Origin of the sequence: Mangrovibacter yixingensis (assembly GCF_020523985.1) — a bacterium.
GTDB classification, from domain to species: Bacteria; Pseudomonadota; Gammaproteobacteria; order Enterobacterales; family Enterobacteriaceae; genus Mangrovibacter; species Mangrovibacter yixingensis.
Genome location: NZ_JAIVKM010000001.1, coordinates 1263836 through 1289972 on the forward strand (window position 1 = coordinate 1263836; position 26137 = coordinate 1289972).

Consider the following 26137-nt stretch of genomic DNA (forward strand, 5'->3'; position numbering starts at 1 on the left):
GAACTCCATGCGCAGCAACTATCTGGTTGGACCATAGAAAAAAAAGAGAAATTTTCGTTAAGGAAACTTCACGGCCTGCCGATAACCTCAGTACGCAGGGGTGTAGCACTATCAGCTACTCTTCGCACCGAAGGTGTTGATAGTGATTCACCTTATGTTGATAACCATAGCGTAGTGATACTTCTGAGGGCCGTGTTGATGTCGCCGGCCCTCTTTTTTTATCTGAAACAGGCTCTAGCGTGAGGTTTCCCAGGCGTGGGGAGCAAATAAGTAACCTTTATTGCGGATGGTTTTTATCCGATATGGCTCCGTTGCGCTATCGTGTAATTTCTTGCGTAACCGGGAAATGGCAACATCGACACTTCTGTCCAGCCCATCGTAGCTGACCCCCCGTAAATTTTTCAGCAGCATATCCCTGTCCATAATTTGCCCCGCATGGCTGGCCAGTTCCCATAACAGGTCAAAGTCTGCTGTTGAGAGCAAAATGGTCTCTTTACCCAGTGTTACCTGGCGATTCAGGGGATCAATACAGAAGGTGCCAAAACGAATGGTCTGTTGTGGCCGGGGAACAAGCGTAGAGGCTGCCTGCGGCCCGGCATTTTGGCGTAAATGAAGGCGTAAACGAGCGAGTAAAACGGCTGGTGGTGTTGTTTTGAGAATATAATCACTGGCACCCATCTCAAGAGACAATATGTGGTTCATGTCGCTATCAAGTGATGTGAGTAAAACAATCGGACCATCCCATTTAGGGCGCAGATCACGGCATAAAGACATACCGTCTTTACCGGGTAACATAATGTCCAGAAGAACCAGGTCAGGTTTTTCCTTTGCAATAACGGCTTCAGCCTGATCCCCGCGGGTTTCAATAATGACATCTATGTCGTGTTTGCCTAACCAGGCCGCAATTAATGACCCAACCTCTGGGTCATCTTCAACAAAAACGATTTTAGTCATAATGTGGTGTTAATTGTCCTGCCGAATATCGCTAATGTCATTAGCGTAAATGTCGCCCACCATCAACAGCGAAGGTCCGCCCGGTAGCATACTGGCTACCTAGCAAGTAATCTACCAGCTGGATGATCTCTTGCTCGCCAGGCGCAACTTTCATTAATGATTTGTCCAGCGCTTTTTGGCGATAATGCTCGTCATCCTCAGGATTGAACATGATAAGGGAAGGCGCAATGGCATTGACTTTAATGCGTGGCGCTAATGCGCGGGCAAACGAGCGGGTTAAGTTATCAAGTGCGGCTTTACTTGCAGCGTAGGCAATATGTTTATCACTGCCACGTTCCACAACATAATCCGTAAAATGTACGATGTCGCCACTGGCAGTTTCTTCGGTACCTAACATACTCGCCAGCGCCTGGTTGAGTAAATAGGGTGTACGAACATGAATTTGCAGCATGGCTGTCATCACATCCGCATCACTGGTTGCTCCACCTTCAGCAATCCACTGGCTGGCATTATGAATAATTGCACGCAAACCACCAGGGTACTGCTCTTTAATCTGGTTGGCGAAATGAAGCACACCGTCATCGGTAGAGAAATCAGCGGCAATACAGCAAACCCCAGCTTGCTCCAGTTCAGTGATTACCGGGTAATGGGTGCGGTAACTGATGACAACAGGCTGCTGATGGGAAACAAAATGCTGCGCCAGTGCCAGGCCAATTCGGCGTGCGCCGCCCGTTATCAGGATGGGTTGAACCTGGCTCATTGCGTTACCTTTTCGTTATGGTTATGTCATGCAGTTAGCTTACCAACAACCATGTAGCAGGGAAGGCAGCTAACAGAATCAGGCTGATACCTACTTTTTCCAGCCATCGCAGTTGGGTATTATCCCTGTGTGTGCGGCGGGCGTAGATAAAGACCAGTATCCCGGGGGCGTACAATACCACGGAAAGTAATAAATGCATCAGCCCGGAAGCATACAGTAACCAAATGCCGTACACACAGGCACCATAACCAATAACATTGTGTATTGGTGAACGGGCCATCTTCACCAGAAAAGCACCCACCAGCAAATAAGGCACCAAAATCATTTCTGAAGCGATATTCAACAACGCGTTGTAATCAGCGCCAGTCAGCCAGATAAGCACCAGGCAAGCCTGAACACTAATATTGGTTAACCACAGTGAAGCAGCTGGAGCATTGTTTTTGTTTTGATGGGCAAAAATGCGCGGAAATGCTTTATGTGTGGCGGCAAGTAAAGGTACTTCTGCAGCCATAATAGTCCAGCTCAGGTAAGCACCACATACCGAAATAATCAGGCCTGCGGCAATAATCACTTCACCCCATGGCCCTATCATTTCGACCATAATACCAGCCATAGATGGGTTCCGTATGGCTGCCAGTTCAGGCCGACTGACAACACCTAATGAGAGTAAGGTGACCAATAAATAAACCACTAATGCTGCAACAACTGCCAGTAATGTGGCACGGCCAACGTCTTTTTTATGCCTGGCTCGGGCAGACACAACAACAGCGCCTTCTACACCAATAAACACCCACAAGGTGATTAGCATGGTGTTTTTGACTTGCTCCCATACCGGAACGCCCAGTGCGATACCGGTAAAATCTAGCTCAAAGCGAGAAAACTCAAAGGCGAGGGCGGCCAGAACAATAAATAAACCCAGTGGTAATAATTTTGCCAGCGTGGCGACCAGGTTGATTCCTGCCGCGGTTTGTACCCCACGCAGTACCAGTGCATGAACAATCCATAGCAGGCAGGACGCACCGATAATTGCCTGCCAGGTGTTACCATCACCCAAAATTGTATGGCCGGGACTGTCAGTGAAAAAACTCAGCGCGGAGAAGACAATAACCAGATAGGACACATTGGCAATAACAGCACACAGCCAGTAACCCCAGGCAGAACAGAAGCCAATTAATTCACCAAATCCTTCCCGTGCATAGGTAAAAATACCCCCATCCAGATCCGGACGAAGACGTGTCAGCAGCAACATGGCACCAGCCAGAAGCAGGATCCCTATTCCTGTTATCGCCCAGCCGATAAGTAACGCCGCGGGGCTGGCAACGGCCGCCATATTTTGCGGCAAGCTAAAAACGCCAGCACCCAACATAGAGCTTAAGACCAGCGCAGTCAGGGCCGCAAGGCCAAGTTTTTTTTCCATTAACAACCTGTCAGTAGCTGCATCAATCAGAATAATTATTTCGTCAGGACGCATAAAAATGGTGAGCCTTACTAAGGCGCGGGATTTTAATGGCTGTGAAAACTGCATGCAATGACTTAAGCCAGAAAAAACGCTGAATGGCAAAAAAACAGTCAGGGCAGTGTTATACAGGTCACGAGATTAGGGGTAACAGCGAAGACTCAGAAAGAAAAAGCAGCCAGTTTCCAGGCTGCTTTAGTGATAACTAAAAAGGTTACTTGTACAGATCGGCGCTAATAGTCATGTTGCCGCCACGTTCCTGCCACTGGCGGGTAATATGGTAATATTTTGCACCCGCTTTGGCTGCGCGTTTGGCAACATTGTAAGAGACATCAGTCATACTGGCGTAGTGGCCCGTGAATTTGATGCTATCAAAAGGAACCATTTGCGCAGCAGTGATTTTATTCAGCTCTTGAATTTTTGTGCCGTCTGGCAGTGTTACGGTGTAACGGCCACCCTGAGAGGACTGCGTCTCAAAGAACCGGCCTACATCACTGCTCAGCATTCCTGAAGAAGCTACGCCTGGAATTTCAACTTTCTTCGCGGCTTCGCCACCTTCTGCCAGCAGTTTACGGCCAGTCTCTGAATCCGCAGGAATGGCGTTAGGGCTCTGCAGAACACGTTTTTTGGCATCCGCTTTATAGATAAAGGCTGTGATCATCTGGTTTCCGCCCTGGTTAGTATCCATTTGGCGAACAATGTAGAAAGATGCTGCACCTTTTTCTTTAGCTGCTTTGGCAATGGCTGCGTTAACATCAGGTTGTGAGCGGTAGAAACCCTGCACAGTTACCGTATCAAATGGTTCCAGAGCGATCGCCTGATCTTTCGGTAATTCCATTACGCCTTCAATGATACGGTTTTTGGTTTTTTCTGCTTCTTTTGCATCGGCATGATAGATGTCGGCGGTAACTCGCGAGTTACCACTATTGCCATAATCATGTGAGTCAACAATATAAAATGATGCTGCACCCAGACTGTCCGCTTTTTTGGACACGGCGGCAACTGCATCGCCAATGGAGTTAAAACGACCAGTTAGCACGATACGGTCATAGGGTTTTAATGCAGCTGCTTTTTCTGGCGTCAGTTCAGTTGCGGCATGAGCCGATACTGCCACCACAGAAAAGAGAGTGGACGCCAGCAGGGTGTACTTAAAATTCATAGTTAATCCTTCGCCTTGCGCATAAAAAGTACTGATTACAGCCTTATAATACTGTTGTGTATCGCTCGATTATTACATTGAATAGCTTTACTGTCTTCGCCAATTTTGGCGGTTAATGCATTTCCCTTCACATGCTGCAATATCATTTTGTGATATTTATAGAAAATAGCCGCTTTATCAGTATATTCGCTAATCCTTATCACTTTTATAAGTTACGGTAATGTTAACTACTGCCGGAAGGCAAAAAATCGGATCGCGTTTTAACCGTAGATTGTGGCTGAATGTGTCACTTTTCTTAAAAATATAAGTAAAAAATATTACCTGAATGTGCACCTGACTACACTTTCACTGTTCAGATGAGAAATGTAAGACCTGAGATATAGATCACAGGCGTTATTTTCAGTAGGTTATAGAAACATTGTTACAACAGGATTTTCTTGCAGATTAAAAAGTCGTCAGTCGGTCAAAATGCCGGTTGTACGTCTTTTTTCTCATTTTCATTAAAACCATCACGAGAAATAGATGGAAGGGAAAACTATGCGTATTGGTGTACCTCTCGAACGCCTCAACGGTGAAACCCGGGTTGCCGCAACGCCGAAAACGGTGGAACAGCTGCGTAAACTCGGGTTTGATGTCGTCATTGAACATGACGCCGGAAAACTCGCAAGCTTTGATGATGATGCTTATGTCCAGGCGGGTGCAGAGATTGTGGATACTGCACAAGCCTGGCAATCTGATGTCATTTTTAAAGTGAATGCGCCTGAGCAAAGTGAAGTTGAGCAGATGCGTGATGGCGCAACCCTGGTCAGTTTTATCTGGCCGGCTCAAAATCCAGACTTAATGGCTATGCTCAGCACACGCAATATTAATGTCATGGCGATGGATGCGGTGCCACGTATTTCACGTGCGCAGGCGCTGGATGCATTGAGCTCAATGGCGAACATTGCTGGTTATCGGGCTATTGTTGAGGCCGCTCACGAATTTGGCCGCTTCTTTACTGGGCAAATCACCGCGGCAGGTAAAGTCCCGCCCGCGAAAGTGATGGTGATTGGAGCAGGCGTCGCTGGCCTGGCGGCGATCGGCGCTGCGAACAGCCTGGGGGCAATAGTTCGGGCATTCGATACCCGTCCTGAAGTGAAAGAACAAGTGCAAAGTATGGGCGCTGAGTTCCTTGAGCTTGATTTTGAAGAAGAAGCGGGCAGCGGTGATGGTTACGCGAAAGTCATGTCAGAAGCTTTTATCAAGGCTGAGATGGCTCTCTTCTCTGCTCAGGCAAAAGAAGTCGATATCATCGTCACTACAGCACTGATTCCGGGCAAACCAGCACCAAAACTTATTACCCGTGAAATGGTCGACAGTATGCAACCTGGTAGTGTTGTGGTTGACCTTGCAGCGCAAAATGGCGGCAACTGTGAATATACCGTGCCGGGTGAAGTTTTCGTGACGCCAAATGGTGTCAAAATCATCGGCTATACCGATTTACCGGGCCGCCTGCCAACACAATCCTCTCAGTTGTATGGTACTAACCTCGTAAACCTGATGAAGCTTTTGTGCAAAGACAAAGACGGTATCGTCACCATTGATTTTGAAGATGTCGTGGTGCGCGGGGTTACTGTCGTGCGTGAAGGTGAAGTTACCTGGCCTGCACCACCGATTCAGGTTTCAGCACAACCGCAAGCGCAGGCTGCGCAACCGAAAGCAGCTGAGCCTGCTGCACCAGAAAAAGCCGCTTCTCCGTGGCGGAAATATGCGTTCCTTGCCCTGGTGATTATCCTCTTCGGCTGGTTATCTACTGTGGCACCGAAAGAGTTCCTGGGTCACTTTACTGTATTCGCGCTGGCCTGTGTGGTTGGTTATTACGTGGTCTGGAATGTGAGCCATGCCTTGCACACTCCCTTGATGTCAGTCACCAATGCCATTTCCGGGATTATTGTTGTAGGGGCTCTACTGCAGATAGGCCATGGCGGCTGGGTTAGTTTCCTCAGCTTTGTCGCGGTATTAATTGCCAGTATTAACATCTTCGGTGGTTTCACCGTGACTCAGCGCATGCTGAAAATGTTTCGTAAAAATTAAGGGGTAACAAATGTCTGGAGGATTAGTTACAGCTGCATACATTGTTGCCGCGATCCTGTTTATTTTCAGTCTTGCCGGGCTTTCCCGCCATGAGACATCAAAACAGGGCAACGTGTTTGGCGTATCAGGGATGGCTATTGCACTGGTAGCAACCATTTTTGGGCCGGATACCAGTAATGTTGTCTGGATTCTGGTTGCCATGGTGATTGGTGGCGGCATCGGTATTCATCTTGCCCGTAAAGTTGAAATGACAGAAATGCCTGAGCTGGTGGCAATTCTGCACAGCTTTGTTGGCCTTGCTGCTGTGCTGGTTGGTTTCAACAGCTACCTTGATCACGCTCCGGGGATGGAAGCCGTTATGGAAAACATCCACTTAACGGAAGTCTTCCTTGGTATCTTTATTGGTGCGGTTACCTTCACGGGTTCAGTGGTCGCTTTTGGCAAACTGCGTGGAAAAATCTCATCAAAACCATTAATGCTGCCACATCGCCATAAACTGAATCTGGCCGCACTGGTAGTCTCCTTCCTGCTACTTGTCATGTTTGTTCGCACGGACAGCGTGGGAACACAGGTCTTTGCATTACTGGTAATGACTGCGATAGCACTGGCTTTCGGCTGGCATTTGGTGGCATCTATTGGTGGTGCGGACATGCCAGTGGTGGTCTCGATGCTGAACTCCTATTCCGGTTGGGCAGCTGCGGCGGCAGGTTTTATGCTGAGTAACGATTTGTTGATTGTTACTGGTGCGCTGGTTGGTTCGTCTGGGGCTATTCTGTCGTACATCATGTGTAAGGCAATGAACCGCTCCTTTATTAGTGTGATTGCGGGTGGTTTCGGTTCTGATGGTGGCACTGGTGGCGAAGAAGTCACCGGCGAACACCGTGAGATTAGCGCGGAAGACACGGCTGAAATGCTGAAAAACTCTACGTCGGTAATCATCACTCCGGGTTACGGTATGGCGGTAGCCCAGGCACAGTATCCGGTTGCGGAAATTACCGAAAAATTGCGTGCGCGCGGCATTAAAGTGCGCTTCGGTATTCACCCGGTTGCCGGGCGGTTACCTGGGCATATGAACGTTCTCCTTGCCGAAGCAAAAGTACCTTATGATATCGTGTTGGAAATGGATGAAATCAATGATGATTTTGCCGACACTGATACAGTTTTGGTCATTGGTGCTAACGACACGGTTAACCCGGCAGCGCAAGATGACCCGAAAAGCCCTATTGCGGGTATGCCAGTGCTTGAAGTGTGGAAAGCGCAGAACGTGGTGGTATTCAAACGCTCTATGAATACTGGTTATGCAGGGGTCCAGAACCCATTGTTCTTTAAAGAGAATACTCAAATGCTGTTTGGTGATGCCAAAGCCAGCGTGGATGCTATTCTTAAAGCTCTGTAACCATGTAATCAGACCGAAAATGCAAAGCCCCGGAAACCATAAGGTAACCGGGGCTTTTTTTTGTAACGTCCTACTGGAAAATAAAAACCCGGCTTTTATCGCCAGGTTTTTACTTAATAAACAATGTTTGTTTATGAGGCATCAACGCTGTCTTCTGGCAATACCGGCGACTGATAGTCATCTGGTTTTAATGCCAGTAAGTCGCAGCGCAAATGGTCGATTACCTGTTCAGCTGTATTTCCTAAAAATGCTGCTGAAAGCCCGGTACGGCCAACTGTTCCCAGTACAACAATCCCTGCTTCAAGGTGAGTGGCTAAGTCTGGGATAACTTCTTCCGGCAGGCCTTTCTCAACATGAGTCAGGTTCTCTGGAATGCCATATTGTTGGCGCAAAGCTTTCATTGCCAGCAAATGCTGTCCACGAATTGCATCATTATAAATACTGGGATCAAAGTCGGGTAATTCGATAGCGATATTAATCGGTGTGGAAGGATAGGCGCTGACCAGATGGACTTCGGTATGGTCTACCTGTTCAGCCAGACTTATGGTTTCACGAACCAGTTTCTCATTGAGTGCACTGTGATAGGGCTCTTCACTGGACAGGTTGACTGCAACCAGTGCCTTACCGTGAACGGGCCATTCCTGATCTTTTACCATCCAAAGCGGGCAAGGGCATTTACGTAACAAGTGCCAGTCTGTTGGGGTGAAAATAACTGATTCCAGTTTGTCGTGCTGGTGTGCCATTTTCAGCACTAAATCGTGCCCGCAGGCCAGCACTTCCTGAATAATGGCTTCGTAAGGGCGATTGTGCCAAACCACCTTAATATCTATAGGAATTCCGGCTTCAAGGTAATACTGTGCTTGCTCTCTAATCCAGGCAGTACGTTGAGCAACCACCCCTTTACGCATCGCTGTTCGTTCATCCGGGGACAACAATGTTGTCATCTCATAAGAAAAGTCATAAATCGGTAAGAATGCTTTAATAGTACCGCCAATCCGTTGGTGCAGGTACACCGCACGCCGTAATGCAGGTTGATCATCCTGATTTGGGTCGATAGCTACCAACATGTTATGAAACTTTGCCATACAAGGGTCTCCTTACAACAAACTGTAATTACAGCTTAAATCAAGAGTAACCTATAAGCAGGGAATGAAACAGGGGAAAAAGTCTGCCGGATCAATAAATCAGTAAAATTTAACAATTCGGCAGATTTGGAAGGTCTAGGCTACGCTTTTTGACTGACCAGCCAGTACAGCTAACTCGTCACTGTTTTCGATAGTAATATATTTGCCTTTTACTGCCAGCATTCCGCTTTTCTGAAAGCGGCCTAACAAGCGGCTAATGGTTTCTACAGTCAGGCCTAAATAATTACCGATATCACCGCGAGTCATAGTCAGGCGGAATTCACGGGGAGAAAAGCCGCGTTGAGAGAAACGGCGTGACAAGTTATAGATAAACGCAGCCAGTCGCTCTTCTGCATTCTTCTTGGACAAAAGCAGAATCATGTCCTGGTCACCTTTAATCTCGCCACTCATAAGGCGCATCATTTGTTGGCGAAGATTTGGCATCTTACCGGATAAGTCATCCAATGTTTCAAACGGAATTTCGCAAACCATTGATGTTTCAAGTGCCTGAGCAAAGCTCGGATGGTGACCAGCACCAATAGCATCAAAACCAACCAGGTCTCCGGCTAAATGGAAGCCAGTAATCTGTTCGTCACCTTGCTCAGTGATGGTGTAGCTCTTAATAGTGCCTGAGCGAATAGCATAGAGTGATTTGAGCTCATCACCCGCCTTGAACAGTGTTTGGCCTTTCTGGATTGGCTTCTTACGTTCAATGATATTATCCAGTTGATCAAGCTCATGTTCATTCAATGTGAATGGGATACACAACTGGCTGATACTACAATCCTGGCAGTGGATTGCACATCCGCCCGATTGTATGCGTCGTATAATTCGCTTTTCTGGGATCATAGGTTTGCTCAGGCCATAATTGATTTTAGTCAATTTTAACATCTTTTTGGCGGCAAGGTACAGTGTGACGAAACACCTGGCCACTAAGAATGAAACAGCTTGCCCAAAATGTACTCACCATCTTCTTGAAATTTCTGAAAGAGTTTTGGAACCACACCATAATGTAACGGTTAAAGCGCACAAAATGTCACCTGCAACCGGGTAAAACAGGCTCTGAGGAGATCGCTCCGTAATCACGATATGCACGCGTAAAAACTCTCACTGGGAACACCAGTAACAAATAATACTTAACCGGAATTACTGGTGCTACGCGATTCATAAATCATGATGGTTAAAAAGCGAGCACTCATTGGTGTATTGTAAAGAATTTACCTTAGGTCAACAAATGTAGCGGGGAATATGTGCATTTCTGGCATCTGAATAAAGGGGTGGGATGCTTGTAATGATATCAGGTGAGGCTGTTATCTGCCGAAATATTCAAACAAGAAAAGATTGAGAGAATATATTTCCCATGAAAACCATTCTCATAAACTTCACCTTATAATAACTTTTTGCGAACGAAAAGTAGAGCCTAAAATGGGTTTGTCAATATTTTTATCAAGTGGTCAGGTCTGATGCGCTGTAATAGAGGTATTTCAAGATGATGTTTCTAAAGTAAATTAATTTTTAATTATATGGTTTTTAAGCAAAAAAAAGAGCCTGACGACATCAATCAGACCCTCAATTTCACACAGCAAGCTATTATCCATTTTGTATTTAACAGTGCTCCTTTATTTGCACCGTGTTAATCATATAACACAAACCTAAATTTTTCCTGTTGCATGCAGTGACTGATTTCACGAAATCTGCCTAATAAATGCTATATCCGCTATGTTGCTATGGTTAATTGCCCGGCATGTAAATAAAAAGAATAGTTTTTACTTACTGTGTGAGTGCGACTGTTATTTTAGCCTCGCTTAACTATGAGGGTAAATAAAAGGAAATAGTAATGACAGATTACAGATAATAAAAAGAGGCGGACTTTCCAGGCTGGAGTGGCATACAACCCAACGACATCGGTCTCTCTGGTTGGAGGGAAACCTTGAAAAGGGGTGACTACCGGGAAAGTAATGAAACAAATTATTCAGTGAAATCCGGTCTTGTCGCATCACCTGTCATTTGAGGTATAGTATAAAACTGGAACGGGTCTGATGCTGGAGGATTGGTATGAACCCTGACGACAAAGCCTTTTTTCTTGATGCCATGTCTGATGTAAAACCACTCAAATCAAACCAACATACACAGTGGCAACCGGCAACAAAGCCCAGTTTTGACAAGCGTGTATACTACCAGGAGGATGAAAATTTCCTGACAACGGGCTTTCTTGATGTTATTCCGCTGAGTGAACCGCTGGAATACCAGCAAGTAGGCCTTCAGCAAGGTGTTGTTGAGAAGCTCCGCAATGGGAAGTATCAACAACAGGCAAGCCTGAATTTATTACGTATGCCTGTTGCCCAATGCCGCAAGCAAGTGTTCGAGTTTATTGTGCAGGCTGAGCGTGCTGGTCTGCGTAATTTATTAATTATTCATGGGAAAGGCAGGGAAGATCGCTCTCATGCTAATGTAATTCGTAGTTTTCTGGCGCGTTGGCTCACTGAATTTGAGTCTGTACAGGCTTTTTGCCGTGCTGCAGACAACCAGGGAGGCAGTGGTGCTTGTTATGTTGTTTTGCGTAAATCGCAGGCAGCAAAAGAAGAAACCTGGGAACGGCACGCTAAACGGAGCCGTTAACATTTTTTGCTTTTGGGTATGGGTATTGAGGTGGTATGAACATAAAGGTTATTGCAGTAGATATGGATGGCACTTTTCTTACTGATCAAAAAACATATGATAAAGAAAGATTTATGCGCCAGTACCAGTCCATGGCTGAACAAGGTATTCGATTTGTTGTCGCCAGTGGTAACCAGTATTACCAACTCATTTCTTTTTTCCCGGAAATCCAGGGCAACATCGCCTTTGTTGCTGAAAATGGCGCTCTTATTTATGACCAGGGTGAGCAAGTTCATCATGGGGAATTGAGCAAAGCGGATACCCGAAAAATTGCCGATGTGCTGGCGGGTTTTGATGGCATCAATTATGTGACATGCGGGCTCAATAGTGCCTGGTACCAGCAAGGAGCCAGTGAAGCGTTTATCGCTCTGATGAAAAAACATTATCATCGGCTGCAGCCAGTGGCAGATGTTTACCAAATTGATGACACAATCTTCAAATATTCACTGAACCTTGACGATAAACATATCCCAGAGCTGGTAAGCAAGCTGAATCATGCTCTTGATGGTGTTATCCACCCGGTTACCAGTGGTTATGGTTTTGTCGACCTGATTATTCCCGGCTCTCATAAAGCCAGTGGTTTGCGCAGGTTGCTGAAGCGTTGGGATGTGTCACCTGAACAACTGGTGGCGGTGGGTGATAGTGCCAATGATGTGGAAATGTTGCACTATGCCGGTTTTTCATTTGCGATGGCTAATGCCGCGCAAGCCGTAAAAGATACCGCGGCATACCAAACCGTATCCAACAACAAAAGTGGCGCACTGGATGTGATTGACGCAGTGTTGCAACACCAACCCCCATTCAAATGATATTGCCCCCGGCGTGCGTACATGCGCATTAGTGCGCCGGGAGTATGTTGCAACGCTTAGTCACCTGGCATAAGAGCGATTAATGTAACCCGGCAGTCAGTTTCTCAATTGTATCCCGAAAACCGGTAACTGCTATGGCACGATTATCTGCCCGGTAGCGATCTTTTGGTGCCGGTGCCGAACTCTGAACCCCAATGATTTTCCACTGATTATCTTTTTTCAGAAGTATGGGGGAACCGCTATCGCCAGGTAAGGTGTCGCACTGGTGAGATAACACAGCACGCTGTGCCCAGCCGGTTATTAAACAATCGCTATCAGTAAAAAGCTGGTCAAGGTGATCAAGGGGATAACCAGACTGTGTAACTTTACGCCCTGTTTGTTTGAGCGCATTAATCAGTGCCTGGCGGTCACCGTCAAATAATGGCAGCGGGGTAATCCCTGAAGGGGGATTGCGTAGAATAACAATACCGATATCATCGGCAGCAGCCGAAGGTGGCACTATCCAGCCATCGCCGTCGGGCTTGAGTTTATGGCCAAGTGCGCTATTAACACGGCCTTCAATATCATGAATCTCATAGCGCCATACACCCTTCGAAGAAATAAAGCGCAGTGCAACCGCTTTATCACGTTTGCCGTAGGGGGGCATCAGCAAACAGTGGCCAGCCGTCAAGGCAACATTGTCGGCTATCAGTGTCGCAGTGCATAAGTTGCCGCTGGCAGTTTCTAACTGCCCAATTGCAGCCCACGGTGCATCTTGTGGGTTACTGACTGCAACACGGTCATCTCTGCCAAAAAATAATGTCTTAATTTCCTGAGGGCTGAGGTCCTCATCATCTGCATGAACCCACGCAGGCAGCAGAAACAATATACCCAGCAGAATAACAGGAGCTTTGCGCATAACACTCTCTAACGGCGTCACAGTGGATGATTAAGTTCCAGTCAGATAACTATAACAGGCTATAAAGAAGAAGGAATAAAATCAGCAAACTACCCTGTTAAATGACCAGATAATTAAGATTAAGGAATGTGATGGTGTGTGGTTTGTTTTTCTGTGTGTCTTTCGCCGTAAAAAAGATAAAAAAACACCCGGATAACCGGGTGTTTACCTTAAGGTTACTGCACTATTAATTATGCAGCAGGCTGAGCAGCCGGTTTAGCGGCTTCATGTTTTTTCACTACTTTTTTATGGTGTTTTTTAGCAGCCTGGGCTTTCTGAGCAGCCGGTTTAGCGGCTTCGTGTTTTTTCACTACTTTTTTGTGGTGTTTTTTAGCAGCCTGAGCTTTTTGTTCAGTAGCCGCTTTTTTGTGTTTTTTATGAGTCACTTTTTTGTGGTGAGCAGTTGCTGCTGGTGCAGAAGCCACAGCAGGAGTGGCGGCAGCAGCTGCAGGCGCAGCAGTAGTTTCAGCGGCAAAAGCAGCAGAAGAGAGACCCATAGCAGCGGCAACAACCAGCGCCAGAACTTTATTCATTGCGAAATCCTCGAATTATTTCAGTGTTAAACCCCACTGCGGGGCCGTTGAAAGCAACTATACGAGGGAAATAACGGCGCTTCAGTATGTGATTGGTATCGGTATGTAACGGTATGTACAAATTAGATTTGTTGTAACTTATTGATATTTAATTACTAAAAATCAAGAATAAAGAGTGGTTAAAAAATGTAAAGGCAGGCGGTGATGACTGCGCAGATAACCAGGCAGGTGAGGATGATTTCAAACCTGTAGCGGCTCAACATCCAGTACCTCCAAAAAACACCCGGCAGAAACCGGGTGTGATTAAATAAAGTGGCAGAAAATTCAGAATCAAGCAGCGGGTTTTACAGCCGGTTTAGTCACTTCGTGTTTTTTCACGACTTTCTTATGGTGTTTTTGAGCTGCCTGCGCTTTTTGTGCAACGGGTGCCGCAGCTTCATGTTTCTTCACCACTTTTTTGTGGTGCTTGTTGGCGGCCTGCGCTTTTTGCACTGTTTCGGCTTTTTTATGTTTTATATGCATCACCTTTGTGTGGGTTGCCGTCGCAACAGGTGCTGCTGCAGTTGTGGCAGCAGGGGTTGCGGGTGCCGCTGTCGTTTCAGCAGCAAAAGCGGCAGAAGAAATACCCATAGCGGTAGCAACAACCAGTGCCAGAACTTTATTCATATTAGTACCCTCAGTAACTTCCATCTCCCCGAAAGTGGGGTACTTATTACTATAAGTACCCAAATACCGGTTTTCCGTGAGTTAAAGGTATCGGTATGTAACGCTTTGTACATGGTTTTAATTTTTATAAAACAATGAATTACATATAAAACTATTCGGGAATAAAATTTACCTGAACATCTTTGGGGTTTGCATAGTACGGCCAGGATGTGACGATAAAATCAGCACCTGCAGCAATGAACTCGTGGATATTGCCCGGATTAACACCACCCGCTATTCCCAGACGGGTTGCCAGGCCAGCCTTCTCAATATGCGTTTTACACAGGCGAATATCTGCCGGGCTGAATTTATCCAGTTGCAATATTTCGGCCCCCGACTGCGCCCAGTGCATGGCATCTTCAATATTATGAACTTCTACAATAGCGCGGTGCTCAGGCGCACGTTGCTTAAGTTGAAACAGCGTCTTTCCAGAGCAGGTGTGAAAAAACTGCCGGTGTTCGGCAAACACCAGAATACTCTCCGATACGCCAAACCGGTGCATCATCGCGCCACCTGCATGTACGGCTTTTATGGAAAGGGCTTTAGTGCCAGGCACTTGTTTACGTGTGCAGGCGACAGGAACACCTTGAGCATTGTCGACCATTTCACGGGCTGCACTGGCTATGCCACTGGCCCATTCCACTAAAACCTGTGCGGACTTCCACACGGTAAGGAGCGTTGCAGCCAAACCCGACGCACTGAGAATGACATCCCCCGGGTTCAGTTGTGAACCAGAAGGTTGTACAAAAGTTAGTGTGGCACCTTTCAGTTGGAACATACGTGCGGCTTCTTCTGCGGCGCACAGAGTCATGGGGTAGCGCGCACTGAAATCGACACGTGCAGTTGTTTTCGCTGGGATCAATAAAGATGTTGTCAGATCACCCCACGGGGCATCGTCATTCAATAACTGCAAGATAGCTTCATCACTGAGAACTCTGTCCATAAAAACCTCGCATTTTGTATGGGAAATGCACAGAGCCATCATGACTCGCTTTCTGTTATCTGGCAATCACAGAAGCTAAAGGGGGCAGTGAGTAGTTATCAACAGCATATTGCTGTGCACAAATCTGTGCTAATTATATTCTTCAGGCAAAAACTGATTGAAAAAGGGAATAAAATGATACTGCTTGTACTGGGTATGGCAATATATGCTTATATATTTCTGGCATAAAATAAAGGTTTTGCAATGATCGAATTTCGCCCAATGCGCGAGTATGAATATCCGGGCTACCTGGAATACTTCATTACTGATTACGCTCGCGAGATTTCAGCAAACTATAAACTTACTCCTGATGACGCCCTTGCCAGAGCAAACAAAGAAATAGCTGAAAGCCTGCCTGGCGGAGTAAAAACGTCGGGCCATGTGTTGGTATGTTTAATCTCTCACTCAGATGATTCAGAAAAGCATATTGGGTATTTATGGTATAAACCTGATGCCATTATGCGCTCTGTTTACATTTATGATTTTTACATCTTCGACACTTGCCAGGGGCAGGGGTTGGGGAAACATGCGCTTTGGGAATTTGAGCACGAGATGCAGAAGCAGGGTTTTACAGAGATAAGGCTTCGCGTGGCTGGTGACAACGAGCGGGCAAGGCATGTATATGAGGCAGTCGGTTTTGGGGTGACTGGAATCAACATGAGCAAGAGTATTCAAGATTGAGGTAATGCTTTGTTAACCCATTACCAGCAGGTCACTCGTTATTAAATCGGAGGTGTTATGAAGCACCTCCGAAATAGGTGTTATAAATAACGCGTAATTAAATGTTGACGGAAATGGTCAGGGTTCAGTGACTCACCAGTCGCTTGTTTTACTAATTCGTCAGTTGCCAGCAGGCTACCTTTATTCCAAATATTGACACTCAACCAGCTAAATACTGGAGCCAGGTTTCCGCTGCGGATAACTTCATCTATATCCAGTTTCTGGCGGATTGTCGCCATAAACTGCGCTGCGTACATGGCACCTAATGTGTAGGTAGGAAAGTACCCAAAACTACCATCAGTCCAGTGAATATCCTGCATGCAACCATCGCGGTAATTACCCTGAGTGGAAAGCCCCAGAGATGCCTGCATTTTCTCATTCCACAAATCAGGAATGTCACCGACCTCAATATTACCTTCCACCAGCGCGCGCTCTATCTCATAGCGCAAAATAACATGCGCTGGGTAAGTTACCTCGTCAGCATCAACACGAATAAGCCCTGGAGTAACACGGTGGTTCCAGGCGATGAAATTGCCTTCTTCAAGCGCCGGTTGTTGAGGAAAATGCTGTAAAACCAGGGTGCGTAGCTGTTTTAAAAACAGAGGGTGGCGGCCAACCTGCATTTCAAAAAACAGGCTTTGCGACTCATGAATACCCATAGAGCGAGCCTCTGCTACTGGTTGCCCCCGCCATTCATGTGGCAAATTTTGCTCATAACGAGCATGACCGGTTTCATGGATCACCCCAAAAAGGGCACTGAACAGGTCATCTTCGCTATACCTTGTGGTGATTCGTACATCTTCCGGTACGCCGCCACAGAAAGGGTGGGCACTGATATCCAGCCTGCCAGCCTCGAAATCAAAACCCAGCACTTTCATTACATCCAGGCCTATTTCCCGTTGTAACGAAGTTGAAAACGGGCCTTGCGGGGTAACCAGCGGGAAGTCGGCCTGGCGAGCCATAATCTGCTGAGTCAGCTCCGGCAGCCAGCTTTTCACTGAACCAAAAAGTGTATCGAGTTTGGCACTGTTCATGCCTGGTTCGTACAGATTGAGTAAGGCATCGTAACGAGAAACACTGGTTGCCTCTGCGCGTAATGTTGCTTCTTCCCGGGCGAGACAGACCACTTCTTTTAACAACGGCACAAAACTTTCCCAGTCATTATTGGCCCGCAAGGTGCGCCAGGCGTGTTCGCAGCGGCTACCGGCAAGTGACTGCGCTTCAACCAGGTTACCGGGTAACACGGTCGCCAGTGTGTATTGCCGGGTTATTTCATGCAGGTTGGCCTGCTCACTGCTACTCAGGGGTAATGTTTGTGCTTCGGCAATCCAGTCTCCCACAACCGGTTCGGTCAGTAACTGGTGGCGCAATAAACGAAGCTCAGCCAGGGCTTCACCACGGGCGGCGGCACCTTTCGGTGGCATCATGGCCTGCATATCCCAGCCAGCGATGGCGCCAAGGTGTGCAAAGCGAGACAGTCGCTGGAAGCGATGAGTAAGTTTCTGGTAAGCGTTGGGCATTCTCAGGCCTTATATTTCCAAATTAACGAGTCAGGTAACCCATCAATAACACAGATATTGCATGCAAGTGAACAAGGCTCTACAGATGGATGTAAAACCTTGACAGGGAAAAATAACTGGGGGCAGGCATGGAGTGTGGAACGGTATATATTTACTGCCTCTTATTCACGTTGCCTGGTTGAGCATGCCATAAATAAGAGGCTTACATTTTCTAGTGTGCCTTGTAATGCAACCGCGCTCCTGTGCAAAGCGCCAGGCAAAGTAAAAGTGCGATAAACCCGGCAACTCCTGGCCAACCGGCGTTATGCCAGAAAACGCCACCTAAGGTGCCTGCGAGGCTGGAGCCCAAATAATAACTGAACAAGTATAATGATGATGCCTGGCCCTTGGCCCGTCGGGCGCGCTGCCCAATCCAGCCACTGGCAACCGCATGGGCGGCAAAGAACCCTGCTGAGAATAGCAACATCCCGGCAAAAATCGCCCACAGGTTATTAAACAATGTGATAAGCACACCACACAACATGATAGCTGTGAACAAAATCATAACCGGACCGCGGCCATATTTATTGGTCATGGCTCCCGCTCTGGGCGAACTCCAGGTCCCGGTCAGGTAAACCACAGACAAAAGCCCAACCACGGCCTGGCTCAGAAACCAGGGCGCAGACATCAGGCGGTAACCTATATAGTTAAATAACGTGACAAACGCGCCCATTAATAAAAAACCGGTCGCAAACAGCAGAGGCAGGCCATCATCCCGCCAGTGCAGACGGAAGTTAATCAGCAACGTTTTCGGGCGCAATGATACAGGGCGAAAGTGACGTGAAGCAGGCAAAATACGCCAAAACATAAAGGCCGAAGCCAGTGCAAAACAACCAATGAAGCCCATGGCGATACGCCAGGAGAACAAGTCCGTTACCACACCGGTAATCAAACGCCCACTCATGCCGCCAATTGAATTTCCGCTGATATACAGCCCCATAGAGAAGGCGACAACACTTGGGTGAATCTCTTCACTGAGGTAAGTCATCCCTACAGCTGCAACACCACTCAGTGCCAGGCCTGTCAGCGCGCGCATAACCAGGATCCCTTGCCAAGTGGGCATAACAGTTGCAAGGATCGTACAACCAGCAGCAAGTAACAACGCTGCGACCATAATGGGTTTACGCCCAATGGCATCAGAAAGTGGCCCGGTGAACAGCAAGCCAATTGCCAGCAACCCCGTGGACATTGACAAAGAAATACTGGCGCTGGCAGCAGAAATGCCAAACTCATGGGAGAGAATCGGCAAAATAGGCTGTACACAATAGAGTAATGCGAATGTTGCCAGGCCTGCTGTAAACAAGGCAAGTGTCACACGCATAAACTGGGGGGTGCCACGCTTGATAAATTCAGAACTAACCGGTGCTTCAGAGGGGTTACCGTCAATAACTCTATCCGGCGCAGAGGTGACGATGGTTGTACGGCTCACACGAATCCCTAATTCTTTTCTCTTCCCCCGCATTCAATGGGACGGGGTAACCACTTGGTGTAGGGTAGGAATTTTCGATTATTCTGTCTAATATATTAATAATCTCAAATAATATTTTAAAAATATGAATATAGAATTACGTCATTTACGTTATTTTATTGCGGTTGCAGAAGAGTGCCACTTTGGGCGCGCAGCAGCCCGTTTGAATATTTCCCAGCCGCCGTTGAGCCAGCAAATTCAAATTTTGGAGCAACAAATTGGCGCACGCTTATTAGCCCGTACCAACCGTAGTGTCAGCCTTACCGCGGCAGGCAAGCAATTTTTGGCAGATGCCCGGCAAATTCTTATCCAGGTTGAGGCTGCGGCAACCCGGGCCGAACGTTTGCACTTGGGGGAAATTGGTGAATTACGCCTGGGTTTCACTTCTTCCGCGCCATTTATTAAGTCTGTCTCTGCTTCGCTATCTGCTTTTCGCCGTCATTATCCTGGCGTACATATGCAAACTGTTGAAATCAACACGCGCGCACAAATTGCGCCGTTAAGTGAAGGGGCGCTGGATCTTGGCCTGATGCGTAATACCACATTGCCAGATACCCTTGAATGGCAGGTCATTCTACGAGAGCCTTTGTTGGCTATGCTTCCTATGGACCACCACCTTGCACACCAACCGGTCATTGCCTTAACGGAACTGGCTAAAGAACCTTTTGTTTTTTTCGACCCTCATGTGGGAACAGGGTTGTATGACGAAATTCTCGGGTTATTACGTCGTTATGGCTTGACCCCACAAATTACGCAGGAAGTGGGAGAGGCTATGACCATAATTGGGCTGGTTTCTGCGGGGCTTGGGGTTTCTATCCTGCCTGCTTCTTTTCGGCGAGTGCAACTCAAGGAGATGGTCTGGGTGCCCCTGGACGTACATGATGCTGTTTCAGAAATGTGGTTGGTTTGGTCACGCCATCATGAACAGAGTGCAGCGGCACAGCATTTCAAAACGCTGTTAATATCATCAATCAAAGGTCAATAAAGGGTTAATAAATCGCCAGCATACGGGCAAAAATGTGCGTTAATTCACAAGGCTGGGTAAATATTTGACGCCGGGTGCTGAAGTGCTTCACCATAGCGATGAAGATTATTTCGAAGCGCGAAAATAAAGGGAGCTGTCCGTAGTGGTTGACAACCAGCCTGGCCATATAGATCAGATTAAGCAGACCAATGCAGGTGCAGTTTATCGCCTGATTGATCAACTCGGCCCGGTTTCCCGTATAGACCTTTCTCGTTTGGCGCAACTGGCACCCGCCAGTATCACTAAAATAGTGCGCGAACTGTTGGAAGTACACCTGGTTCAGGAGACTGAAATTCAGGAACCAGGAAGCCGTGGCCGCCCAGCAATAGGCTTACAGGTAGAAACGGAAGCCTGGCATTATCTGTCTGTCCGTATTTCTCGGGGTGAGGTATGCCTGGCACTACGCGACCTGAGTGGTAAAGGTGTGGTAGAAGAAAATCTGCCCTTTGCGCCGTCAGGTGAAGCGCCATTCCTTGAACGCCTTGTCAAAGAGGTGGATGCGTTCTTTACACGTAATCAGTCGCGCCTTGAGCGGTTAACCGCTATTGCCATCACCTTGCCGGGGATTATTGATACAGAAAATGGCATTGTGCACAGTATGCCGTTTTATACCGATGTAAAAGAAATGCCACTTGGCAGCACCCTTGAAAGCCATACTGGTGTGCCCGTGTATATTCAGCATGATATCAGCGCATGGACTATGGCTGAGTCACTGTTTGGCGCATCCCGCGGGGCGCGGGATATCATTCAGGTCGTCATTGATCACAATGTGGGCGCAGGGGTGATAACTGACGGGCGATTACTGCATGCTGGCAGCAGTAGCCTGGTTGAAATCGGGCATACCCAAGTCGATCCTTGGGGTAAACGCTGTTATTGCGGTAACCACGGTTGCCTGGAAACCATAGCCAGTACCGACAGTGTTCTGGAGCTGGCTCAGCAACGTTTGAGTCAGTCGATGAGCAGTATGCTGCATGATCAGCCTTTAACCGTCGAATCTCTGTGTGATGCTGCTCTAAAAGGGGATCTACTGGCGAAAGATATTATTACTGGCGTGGGCACCAATGTTGGGCGAATTCTGGCAATCATGGTGAATTTATTTAACCCACAAAAAATACTTATTGGTTCACCGCTGAATCGGGCCGCTGCTATTTTGTACCCGGCCATGACAAATTGCATTCACCAACAGTCACTACCTGCTTACAGCAGGCATATTCGGGTGGAGTCTACTCAATTCAATAACCGTGGCACTATGGCGGGTGCGGCGCTGGTAAAAGACGCAATGTATAGCGGTTCTTTACTCATTCGTCTGTTACAAGGGTAACAATTTAAAGTAACCACACTAAAAATTGCGCTACCTCAAACTGGCTGTCTGAGGATTCTTTTAGAATTTCTGCACTGAATTATTTATTCCATTAACTATCCCTAATTAGTTTAAGTTGCAGAGCAAGCCTGCTTTACGTGGGTTTGAATGTGGTCGCAATAGCATTTCCAAAACAGTATTCGGCTCACCAGGCAACTTGAAGTACGAAGGGTTCTTTCCCTTAAAATATCGGTGGAGTCAACCATGCTGAAGCGTTTTTTTGTCACGGGTACTGATACAGCTGTTGGCAAAACAGTTGTATCCCGTGCATTACTTCAGGCGTTGGTGTCAGCGGGACATACTGCTGCAGGGTATAAACCTGTAGCCAAAGGCAGTCAGGAGACACCGGAAGGGTTACGTAACCGTGATGCGCTGGTGCTCCAGTCTGTCTCCTCGCTTGAATTACCTTATGACGCCGTCAATCCTATAGCACTGAGCGAAGAAGAAAGCAGTGTTGCACACAGCTTCCCTATAAATTACAGCCTGTTATCTGATGGCCTGGCGAAGTTGTCCGGCCAGGTTCAGCATGTTGTTGTAGAGGGCACGGGGGGCTGGCGCAGCCTGATGAACGATCTGCGGCCGCTTTCTGAATGGGTGGTGCAGGAACAATTGCCAGTGCTGATGGTCGTGGGTATCCAGGAAGGGTGTATTAACCACGCATTACTTACTGCTCAGGCTATCGCCAATGACGGATTACCGCTACTTGGCTGGGTGGCTAACCGTATTAATCCTTGCCTGGCGCACTATGCAGAAATAATCGACGTGCTCAGCAAAAAGATCCCTGCACCGTTAGTGGGTGAAGTGCCCTATTTGCCGAGGGCTGAACAGAGGGATTTGGCGCGTTACCTTGATTTATCCGTACTGGGCCTTACGGTAAATCGAGTCCGGCCACAACCAGCGTGATAGCACGGAAGCGATAACGCTTGCCAGCAAAAGGGCGGGTAACAAGCTGTACTCGCCCGTCATTTCGCAAACCATCAATGCAGCCATGATTGGCGCATGCGTGGTGGCTGCAAGTAAAGCTGCCATGCCTGTCAGGCCGAAGCACAGCACACCTTCAATATTCACGCCATAAAGCATGCCCCACAAGCGTCCTGCACATAGCCCTGTTGCCACGCCAATGAATAAGGTAGGTGTGAAAACACCCCCTGGCGCACCGGAACAACTGCTTGCCAGCACTGCCAGCAATTTACACAGCAAAATTAGGCCAATAAACCCGAACAGCGGGGGTTGGCTTAGGAATGCCTGAACTACACTGTAGCCATTGCCCCAAACCATAGGGGTAAAGGCAGAAAGACAACCAACGATTACCCCTCCAGCCATGAGCCTGACTGGCAATGGCGTTATTTTTTGGAACCCTTTGCGGCTGGCGCACATCAGCCTTAACAGTAATGCGCCCCAGCACCCCATAAACACACCAAGTAGTGCCATTTCAAGGTACTGATAAGGTGTTGGTGCGGAAAGGGGAATCACCTGGTAGAGTGTAGTTTTGCCTTCACTCAGTAATTGTGTCACCAGTTGTGCACTTACAGCAGCAATGACAACCGGCCCCAGCGAAGCCAACATTAAGGTGCCAAACAGCACTTCGGCAATAAACAGGCTTCCCGCAAGTGGTGCGTGATAGGCGCTGGCCATCCCGGCTGCAGCGCCACAGGCCAGCCATAATTTCCACTCTTTTTGTGGCGTCAGGTAGCGGCATAATTTGGAGGCGGCAAGTGAGGCAAGCAGTATCATGGCACCTTCGCGGCCGATGGCACTCCCGGTTGAAACCACAATCAGCGAAGCACCGGATTTAACCAGGCTGCGCTGAGTATCAAGCTGCCCGTCGCCACTTTCAATAGCTTCCATATAGTCATCCGGCCCGTGTGGGTGCTGGCGTGAATGGCGTTGCCAAAGCCACAAAACCAGGCCCGCCAATAAACCGCCTATAGCCGGAGTCAAAATTCGTCGCCAGACAGGTAAGGCATCGGCGGCTGCAACCAGGCTTCCATCGGCGCTCCCCAGCACCGCATTCTCCAGAAACAGCAATGTCTGGCGAAACAACCAGACTGCCAGCGCGGCTGCAATACCTGTGGCAATTGCCAGCAACAGGCGGCGCAGCATACTGCGAATTTCCGGAAAAGGGTGGAGACGATGCATAGCCGAGGTTCCCAAAAGTGAATCTCTATTTTAACTATCCATCAGTACCTTAGCATTCCAGTTATAAGGTTATATTGAAACGAAATATAACAAAAAGTGACGACGTCACGTTGTTAGGTGAATTTAATACCCGGTCTGGCTGCAATAGCCAGACTGGGTAGGAAAAGTGCAAGTTAGCGCCATAACGGTTTATCTGCGACGGGCACAGGGGATTCTGCTTGCCAGTGTTGAAGGGTTATTTGCGTGAGTTGGCACAGCGCAGAATAAAAATCACCAGGTTCACTTTCTGCCAGTACATTAAGAAACCGGGGAGCCCAGGGAAGTATATGCCAGGCAAGCAGTTCATTGGTGGCCTGTTCCTGGCCATTTTCCGCCAGCCATGCAGCCAACATTAAGAGAGTACCAATATGGTCTTCCGGTTCATTTTGGTTGGTTTCATACTGAATTCCAAGGTGTTGCATCCAGCTACGTAATGCCAGCAAAGAGTCCCCAAACAAGACATTTTCTTTATCAAGCCATACTGAACCCCATGGGGGAGACGGCAAAGTATCAGGGCCAATAAATAACCTCTGCCAGGTTTCATTCAACTGCATGCCCTGTGCAGCAGATGACTGCATTTTTACTGCAATATTTTTCAGTTTGTCATCCATCCAGGGCCAATCCTGTAACCAGCCACCACTTAAGAAAGCGTCAACTAACTGGCGAGATTGCTGTGCTTGCGGGGGAAAATAAAACAGCGCGCCAAGTGCGCGTCCTGTCAGAGCAATGTTCTCCAGGCGGGACATGTTTATACCTCAATCAACAGTAAATAAGCGGGCATCCTCGCCCGCAGAAAATTCAGCCTGCCACAGCCATACCAACAGTCATATGCAGGCCGTAAAATAACCCTCGGCCAATCAATTCACCGAGAATAACCAGCACCCATCCGGTGAGCAAGCCCGGTAACGATGGGTTTTTTCGCCGAACCAACGGGCAAACCCAGCAACCCAGCCCCAGGACCAGCAGTACCATGCGCACGGTTTGCCATTGTGCAAAATTGGGAAGCAACGCGGTGGCCTGTTGAACTGAACTATGGATCCCTGCAAGGCTTGTCGCCTGGGCGAATGATGCAATAAAGGCAACCAGCAGTGCGATAACACTGAGCGTTGCAAAACGACTACCACTGAACGAAACATTCGCCTGACGAAGTAAAATTGCGCCCAGTAACGGCCCGGTAAGCACCACCGTGAGGAAAAAGCCAAGCGTGGTATAGCCATTATGCCAGGTGGGAACGGTATCAATTTGGTAAACGCGAGTCATTGCCCAGACAAAACCCAGCCCGGCAATAATGCTTATCAACAGCACTGATTTTGCCAGCAACTCTGGCATCTTATGAAGAAAACTCAGTAACCACCATAAACCACCAATGGCAAAAAACAGCGAACCACTGGCGATTTCGTTACTCAGCGCAGATTGCCCTAAACGGTTAAGGGAATTAAGAGCACGCCACGGGGAACCAAGGTGCAGTATCGAGGCAACAAACGCCAGGCCCATTATTACCCACAGGAAAAACATGCTCCGCACCACTCGGCGTTGTGCTGCGGGGTTATTATCGAATGCTATCCAGCCAAGACCGGTAACAATTAAGCCACCAACTACACTTTGGCCCAACACAGTGAACAACACCAGGGGCCACTCTTGCCAGCCGCTGCCCATATTAAACCTCCTCCGGGTTAGCCAGATAACCGGTACGGTCTCCCGTTGGGCGGCTATTAGCGTTGGGTTTTATCACAATTGAGGGTTGCGTGAAGTGAGCTGCAGGGAGCGGGGCGATAGCAGCCAGAGAACCATGTTGTTTGCGCAGTTCGGCAATAGGGCCAAAATCCAGTGCCCGCAATGGGCAGGATTCTACACACACGGGTTTTTCACCCTTCGCTACACGGGAATAACAGCCGTCGCATTTGGTCATATGCCCTTTTGCCGCGTTATATTGTGGTGCGCCATAAGGGCATGCCATATGGCAGTAACGGCATCCGATGCAGACATCTTCATTTACCACCACAAATCCGTCTTCCCGCTTATGCATAGCGCCACTTGGGCAGACTTTAGTGCAGGCCGGGTCGGCACAATGGTTGCAGGCAATCGAAAGGTAATAGGCAAAAACATTTTGCCGCCAGACTCCGTCATCTTCCTGCCAGTTACCTCCGGCGTACTCATAGATGCGCCTGAAACTGACATCTGGTGTTAAGTCCTTGTAATCCTTGCAGGCAAGTTCACAAGTTTTGCAACCTGTGCAACGGCTTGAATCAATAAAGAAACCATACTGTGTTGACATGGGCAAG

The 26137-nt window shown here is 47.9% G+C and carries 24 protein-coding genes; 8 read left to right on the top strand and 16 right to left on the bottom strand.

The genetic code is table 11. The features are described 5' to 3' along the window. Positions 1-234: 234 nt before the first annotated feature. From rstA to ydgH, 4 genes are all read right to left on the bottom strand, one after another. A complete protein-coding gene (gene rstA / locus LC084_RS05930) occupies positions 235-954 on the bottom strand; it encodes a two-component system response regulator RstA (RefSeq protein WP_226570188.1) in 720 nt (239 codons plus the stop codon). Positions 955-994: 40 nt separating this feature from the next. After that, positions 995-1714: a dihydromonapterin reductase gene (folM, locus tag LC084_RS05935; RefSeq protein ID WP_226570190.1), complete on the bottom strand. Its 720-nt coding sequence runs from the start codon at positions 1712-1714 to the stop codon at positions 995-997. Between the two features lie 34 nt (positions 1715-1748). Further along, positions 1749-3131: an amino acid permease gene (locus LC084_RS05940; protein ID WP_226571147.1), complete on the bottom strand. Its 1383-nt coding sequence runs from the start codon at positions 3129-3131 to the stop codon at positions 1749-1751. A 253-nt stretch (positions 3132-3384) separates the two neighbouring features. Next, positions 3385-4329, bottom strand: a complete 945-nt coding sequence (ydgH, locus tag LC084_RS05945) for a DUF1471 family protein YdgH (RefSeq protein ID WP_226570191.1) — start codon at positions 4327-4329, stop codon at positions 3385-3387. Between the two features lie 537 nt (positions 4330-4866). Here ydgH and pntA point away from each other — a divergent pair. Further along, positions 4867-6402, top strand: a complete 1536-nt coding sequence (pntA, locus tag LC084_RS05950; RefSeq protein ID WP_226571148.1) for a Re/Si-specific NAD(P)(+) transhydrogenase subunit alpha — start codon at positions 4867-4869, stop codon at positions 6400-6402. A 10-nt stretch (positions 6403-6412) separates the two neighbouring features. Next, on the top strand, positions 6413-7798 hold the full coding sequence (gene pntB / locus LC084_RS05955) for a Re/Si-specific NAD(P)(+) transhydrogenase subunit beta (protein WP_226570193.1): 1386 nt from the start codon (positions 6413-6415) through the stop codon (positions 7796-7798). Positions 7799-7929: 131 nt separating this feature from the next. On the opposite strand, the gene uspE is transcribed toward pntB, so the two are convergent. Both uspE and fnr read right to left on the bottom strand, forming a co-directional pair. Further along, on the bottom strand, positions 7930-8883 hold the full coding sequence (gene uspE, locus LC084_RS05960) for a universal stress protein UspE (RefSeq protein WP_226570195.1): 954 nt from the start codon (positions 8881-8883) through the stop codon (positions 7930-7932). Between the two features lie 135 nt (positions 8884-9018). Next, positions 9019-9771 carry a fumarate/nitrate reduction transcriptional regulator Fnr gene (gene fnr / locus LC084_RS05965; RefSeq protein ID WP_226571149.1) on the bottom strand — a complete coding sequence of 251 codons (753 nt, stop codon included), beginning with the start codon at positions 9769-9771 and terminating at the stop codon, positions 9019-9021. Positions 9772-10977: 1206 nt separating this feature from the next. Here fnr and smrA point away from each other — a divergent pair. Together smrA and LC084_RS05975 are read left to right on the top strand one after the other, a co-directional pair. Next, a complete protein-coding gene (gene smrA / locus LC084_RS05970) occupies positions 10978-11541 on the top strand; it encodes a DNA endonuclease SmrA (protein ID WP_226570196.1) in 564 nt (187 codons plus the stop codon). Between the two features lie 35 nt (positions 11542-11576). After that, positions 11577-12389 carry a Cof-type HAD-IIB family hydrolase gene (locus LC084_RS05975; protein WP_226570198.1) on the top strand — a complete coding sequence of 271 codons (813 nt, stop codon included), beginning with the start codon at positions 11577-11579 and terminating at the stop codon, positions 12387-12389. A 79-nt stretch (positions 12390-12468) separates the two neighbouring features. Here the strand turns inward: LC084_RS05975 and LC084_RS05980 are convergent, their stop codons facing one another. The 4 genes from LC084_RS05980 to modD all read right to left on the bottom strand — a co-directional run bounded on the left by LC084_RS05980 (position 12469) and on the right by modD (position 15507). Then, positions 12469-13287, bottom strand: a complete 819-nt coding sequence (locus tag LC084_RS05980; protein ID WP_226570200.1) for a trypsin-like serine peptidase — start codon at positions 13285-13287, stop codon at positions 12469-12471. Positions 13288-13517: 230 nt separating this feature from the next. Next, positions 13518-13859, bottom strand: coding sequence for an acid resistance repetitive basic protein Asr (asr, locus tag LC084_RS05985; protein ID WP_226570202.1), 342 nt, complete (start codon positions 13857-13859; stop codon positions 13518-13520). A gap of 330 nt (positions 13860-14189) precedes the next feature. After that, entirely contained in the window at positions 14190-14525 is a 336-nt protein-coding gene (gene asr, locus LC084_RS05990; protein ID WP_226570204.1) for an acid resistance repetitive basic protein Asr, read from the bottom strand. Positions 14526-14676: 151 nt separating this feature from the next. Then, on the bottom strand, positions 14677-15507 hold the full coding sequence (gene modD, locus LC084_RS05995) for a ModD protein (protein ID WP_226570206.1): 831 nt from the start codon (positions 15505-15507) through the stop codon (positions 14677-14679). Between the two features lie 243 nt (positions 15508-15750). Between modD and LC084_RS06000 the strand changes: the two genes are divergently transcribed. Next, positions 15751-16227, top strand: coding sequence for a GNAT family N-acetyltransferase (locus tag LC084_RS06000; protein ID WP_226570208.1), 477 nt, complete (start codon positions 15751-15753; stop codon positions 16225-16227). An 80-nt stretch (positions 16228-16307) separates the two neighbouring features. Here LC084_RS06000 and LC084_RS06005 read toward each other — a convergent pair whose 3' ends face one another. Together LC084_RS06005 and LC084_RS06010 are read right to left on the bottom strand one after the other, a co-directional pair. After that, a complete protein-coding gene (locus tag LC084_RS06005) occupies positions 16308-17786 on the bottom strand; it encodes a carboxypeptidase M32 (RefSeq protein WP_226570210.1) in 1479 nt (492 codons plus the stop codon). Between the two features lie 211 nt (positions 17787-17997). Next, entirely contained in the window at positions 17998-19254 is a 1257-nt protein-coding gene (locus tag LC084_RS06010) for an MFS transporter (protein ID WP_226570212.1), read from the bottom strand. A gap of 124 nt (positions 19255-19378) precedes the next feature. Between LC084_RS06010 and LC084_RS06015 the strand changes: the two genes are divergently transcribed. From LC084_RS06015 to bioD, 3 genes are all read left to right on the top strand, one after another. Continuing rightward, positions 19379-20278, top strand: a complete 900-nt coding sequence (locus LC084_RS06015) for a LysR family transcriptional regulator (protein ID WP_226570214.1) — start codon at positions 19379-19381, stop codon at positions 20276-20278. 133 nt (positions 20279-20411) lie between these two features. Continuing rightward, a complete protein-coding gene (gene mlc / locus LC084_RS06020; protein ID WP_226571150.1) occupies positions 20412-21638 on the top strand; it encodes a sugar metabolism global transcriptional regulator Mlc in 1227 nt (408 codons plus the stop codon). A gap of 243 nt (positions 21639-21881) precedes the next feature. Next, positions 21882-22580 (top strand): dethiobiotin synthase, encoded by a 699-nt coding sequence (bioD, locus tag LC084_RS06025; protein WP_226570216.1) that lies wholly within the window; start codon positions 21882-21884, stop codon positions 22578-22580. On the opposite strand, the gene clcB is transcribed toward bioD, so the two are convergent. The 4 genes from clcB to LC084_RS06045 form a co-directional block, all read right to left on the bottom strand. After that, positions 22530-23816, bottom strand: a complete 1287-nt coding sequence (clcB, locus tag LC084_RS06030) for a voltage-gated ClC-type chloride channel ClcB (RefSeq protein ID WP_226570217.1) — start codon at positions 23814-23816, stop codon at positions 22530-22532. The genes bioD and clcB overlap by 51 nt on opposite strands. Before the next feature lie 173 nt (positions 23817-23989). Further along, on the bottom strand, positions 23990-24601 hold the full coding sequence (dmsD, locus tag LC084_RS06035; protein ID WP_226570219.1) for a Tat proofreading chaperone DmsD: 612 nt from the start codon (positions 24599-24601) through the stop codon (positions 23990-23992). 52 nt (positions 24602-24653) lie between these two features. Then, positions 24654-25511, bottom strand: a complete 858-nt coding sequence (locus tag LC084_RS06040) for a DmsC/YnfH family molybdoenzyme membrane anchor subunit (protein ID WP_226570221.1) — start codon at positions 25509-25511, stop codon at positions 24654-24656. Position 25512: 1 nt separating this feature from the next. Continuing rightward, the gene (locus LC084_RS06045; protein ID WP_226570223.1) at positions 25513-26130 is read right to left on the bottom strand and encodes a DMSO/selenate family reductase complex B subunit; all 618 of its coding nucleotides are present in this window, start codon (positions 26128-26130) and stop codon (positions 25513-25515) included. Positions 26131-26137 lie beyond the last annotated feature (7 nt).

Excerpts from the sequence above, each read along its gene's own strand:
- ydgH (WP_226570191.1), bottom strand. The coding sequence starts at position 4,329 with ATGAATTTTAAGTACACCCTGCTGGCGTCCACTCTCTTTTCTGTGGTG.
- clcB (WP_226570217.1), bottom strand. The coding sequence starts at position 23,816 with ATGCATCGTCTCCACCCTTTTCCGGAAATTCGCAGTATGCTGCGCCGC.
- folM (WP_226570190.1), bottom strand. The coding sequence starts at position 1,714 with ATGAGCCAGGTTCAACCCATCCTGATAACGGGCGGCGCACGCCGAATT.
- LC084_RS06015 (WP_226570214.1), top strand. The coding sequence starts at position 19,379 with ATGAATATAGAATTACGTCATTTACGTTATTTTATTGCGGTTGCAGAA.
- pntA (WP_226571148.1), top strand. The coding sequence starts at position 4,867 with ATGCGTATTGGTGTACCTCTCGAACGCCTCAACGGTGAAACCCGGGTT.
- pntB (WP_226570193.1), top strand. The coding sequence starts at position 6,413 with ATGTCTGGAGGATTAGTTACAGCTGCATACATTGTTGCCGCGATCCTG.
- LC084_RS05980 (WP_226570200.1), bottom strand. The coding sequence starts at position 13,287 with ATGCGCAAAGCTCCTGTTATTCTGCTGGGTATATTGTTTCTGCTGCCT.
- dmsD (WP_226570219.1), bottom strand. The coding sequence starts at position 24,601 with ATGTCCCGCCTGGAGAACATTGCTCTGACAGGACGCGCACTTGGCGCG.
- uspE (WP_226570195.1), bottom strand. The coding sequence starts at position 8,883 with ATGGCAAAGTTTCATAACATGTTGGTAGCTATCGACCCAAATCAGGAT.
- LC084_RS06045 (WP_226570223.1), bottom strand. The coding sequence starts at position 26,130 with ATGTCAACACAGTATGGTTTCTTTATTGATTCAAGCCGTTGCACAGGT.
- smrA (WP_226570196.1), top strand. The coding sequence starts at position 10,978 with ATGAACCCTGACGACAAAGCCTTTTTTCTTGATGCCATGTCTGATGTA.
- fnr (WP_226571149.1), bottom strand. The coding sequence starts at position 9,771 with ATGATCCCAGAAAAGCGAATTATACGACGCATACAATCGGGCGGATGT.
- LC084_RS05975 (WP_226570198.1), top strand. The coding sequence starts at position 11,577 with ATGAACATAAAGGTTATTGCAGTAGATATGGATGGCACTTTTCTTACT.
- LC084_RS06040 (WP_226570221.1), bottom strand. The coding sequence starts at position 25,511 with ATGGGCAGCGGCTGGCAAGAGTGGCCCCTGGTGTTGTTCACTGTGTTG.
- modD (WP_226570206.1), bottom strand. The coding sequence starts at position 15,507 with ATGGACAGAGTTCTCAGTGATGAAGCTATCTTGCAGTTATTGAATGAC.
- bioD (WP_226570216.1), top strand. The coding sequence starts at position 21,882 with ATGCTGAAGCGTTTTTTTGTCACGGGTACTGATACAGCTGTTGGCAAA.
- LC084_RS05940 (WP_226571147.1), bottom strand. The coding sequence starts at position 3,131 with ATGGAAAAAAAACTTGGCCTTGCGGCCCTGACTGCGCTGGTCTTAAGC.
- LC084_RS06005 (WP_226570210.1), bottom strand. The coding sequence starts at position 17,786 with ATGCCCAACGCTTACCAGAAACTTACTCATCGCTTCCAGCGACTGTCT.
- rstA (WP_226570188.1), bottom strand. The coding sequence starts at position 954 with ATGACTAAAATCGTTTTTGTTGAAGATGACCCAGAGGTTGGGTCATTA.
- asr (WP_226570204.1), bottom strand. The coding sequence starts at position 14,525 with ATGAATAAAGTTCTGGCACTGGTTGTTGCTACCGCTATGGGTATTTCT.
- LC084_RS06000 (WP_226570208.1), top strand. The coding sequence starts at position 15,751 with ATGATCGAATTTCGCCCAATGCGCGAGTATGAATATCCGGGCTACCTG.
- asr (WP_226570202.1), bottom strand. The coding sequence starts at position 13,859 with ATGAATAAAGTTCTGGCGCTGGTTGTTGCCGCTGCTATGGGTCTCTCT.